Here is a 1,942-nt window from a genome sequence, read left to right as displayed (position 1 = left end):
CCAGGTGGGCCAGATCCAGATCCTTTGGGAAAGCGGAAGAAGAAATCTCCCGACCTCATCACTCTGCTGGAAGTCGGCTGGACGCTGGTTTTACGCCCTCTCTCATAAAGTTTGTCAGGCCGTCAGGTGGCACAGGCCGTATCTCGCTCATGTCATAGATATTTTTACGGTCATACATGGGCGTTTTAGGTGGGTTCGGATCGTTTTTTGCTTCATTGACCACCTGACTTAAAGGCGGTGCATTTTTTAGCACGTCGGTCATAAAATCATCACCAACAGCACCAGCAAGAGCGGGGTCAAATCCCGCATCCGTAAGGGCTTTCGCTGCTTCGTCTGCCCCTGGTAACTGCTGTCCTGCCCAATCGGGAAGCTGGGAAAGGTCTGGAATACTTTCCAGAGCATCATTAAGTCCCGGCACAAGTTGAATAAGCTGCTGGATAAACGGAATGTCGTTCAGGTCAGGCAAACCTGGTATTTGCGGGATTTTTGCGCCTGCTGCAATACTTGTACCTAGGCACACAGAAAGAAGAACAATTCGGGACTTGTTCTTCATTTCAGCAACACCCCTATGTAGCGGCGTTTGGTGGCTCCACTGGCATTGTCTTTCTCGATGACGGCAAACATGAGCACTCGCGGAAGATTTGAAGCCGTTGCGCTCTTTTTCAAGCCAAGTGTACCTGTCGCGGGCTTCTGGGCGGTCACGGGAGTTTGGGCCTTCTGAATCGTGAGGGCAGTAGGGACGTTAATGTTTCTGAGCCGCAAGTTGGTCAGACTGGTATCCACAAAGTAGCTCTTGCCGTTCTGAGGCGTCACTTTGACTTCATAAGTGTAGTTCTGCTGGCCATCTGCTCCCCCTGGGGCTTCTTTGACCGTCAGATACAGATTGCTGTTGCTTCCCTGCCAGACAGTCTGCGGGGGTGCTTTCACGGGTCGGGGCGCTGGGGCCGGGGGTGGCGTTACCTTTGCTGGGGCCGGGGCCGGGGCTGGGGCTGGGACAGTCTGCGCTATCAAGCTGGGCGTCACCTTATAGCTAAGAACTCCACCGTTCTTGTTGGTCAGTTCGACAATCATTTTCAGGATGAGCGGATCATGCCCTGGCGTGACTGCTGCACCGCCAAAGTCTTTTCCTGTGGCGTCCTTTCCGGTCTTTTCCAGATGAACGTCAGCATCAGTCAGCATCCGAAAGTTCAGGGTCGCCGTGCCGCCTGGGGTCAGTACGTCAATGTAGACAACGCGCCCATCGTACTGGTCAATCGTGGTCATCACAGCGTCCTGTTTGGCGGCATTGACGCCTATAGATTGAACCTTCTGGGGGAAAATGACGCTCACCTGGTATTCACTGCTGGCCGTAATCTTGGCGGCAAAGTTTCCGGTCAACTGGTCGGCTCGGAAAATCGTTTGCACTCCACCTGTAATAACAGGGGCGTTGCTCTTGCTGGTGGTGGTTGCTGGCGCTGTTGCGGCAACCCTGGCAACCACTGGAACGCTTGCGAGGGTTGTCGCGGCGGCGGTTGGCTTAGCTACTGGCTTGATATTGAAAGCTGAGATTACACCTACGCTTTTCAAGGGACTTTTAGTTATGGGTTGCTGAGCCTCAGTTGTACCGCTGAGGCTCAGCAGACTCAATAAACTAAGCAGGCATACTTTTTTATTCATGGCTCATATCATAGCAGAAGATAAAACTATCAAAGATCAGTGTTCAATGATCTAAGCCAACATTTCAGCCCCTTCATTCTCATTATTCGTCTAGCTCTCCGGCGTCCTCGTCATCATCGGGAGCGTGCTGGGGCGTTATTGGGAATCCCGACATCAGTTGCCTGACGGCCTGACAAACTTTATGAGAGAGGGCGTAAAACCAGCGTCCAGCCGACTTCCAGCAGAGTGATGAGGTCGGGAGATTTCTTCTTCCGCTTTCCCAAAGGATCTGGATCTGGCCCACCTG

The 1,942-nt window shown here is 52.8% G+C and carries 2 protein-coding genes; both read right to left on the bottom strand.

The window, feature by feature from the left end; genetic code table 11:
- Window positions 1-58 precede the first annotated feature (58 nt).
- Entirely contained in the window at window positions 59-553 is a 495-nt protein-coding gene (locus tag E5Z01_RS19140; RefSeq protein WP_135230831.1) for a hypothetical protein, read from the bottom strand.
- Window positions 550-1,656 carry a hypothetical protein gene (locus E5Z01_RS19845; protein ID WP_135230830.1) on the bottom strand — a complete coding sequence of 369 codons (1,107 nt, stop codon included), beginning with the start codon at window positions 1,654-1,656 and terminating at the stop codon, window positions 550-552. The genes E5Z01_RS19140 and E5Z01_RS19845 overlap by 4 nt, the downstream gene beginning before the upstream one ends.
- Between the last annotated feature and the right edge of the window lie 286 nt (window positions 1,657-1,942).

This window comes from Deinococcus fonticola (assembly GCF_004634215.1).
Lineage (GTDB): Bacteria > Deinococcota > Deinococci > Deinococcales > Deinococcaceae > Deinococcus > Deinococcus fonticola.
Note: the sequence above shows the minus strand (reverse complement) of the source record. Positions and strands in the feature narration are given on the sequence as shown.

Excerpts from the sequence above, each read along its gene's own strand:
- E5Z01_RS19140 (WP_135230831.1), bottom strand. The coding sequence starts at position 553 with ATGAAGAACAAGTCCCGAATTGTTCTTCTTTCTGTGTGCCTAGGTACA.
- E5Z01_RS19845 (WP_135230830.1), bottom strand. The coding sequence starts at position 1,656 with ATGAATAAAAAAGTATGCCTGCTTAGTTTATTGAGTCTGCTGAGCCTC.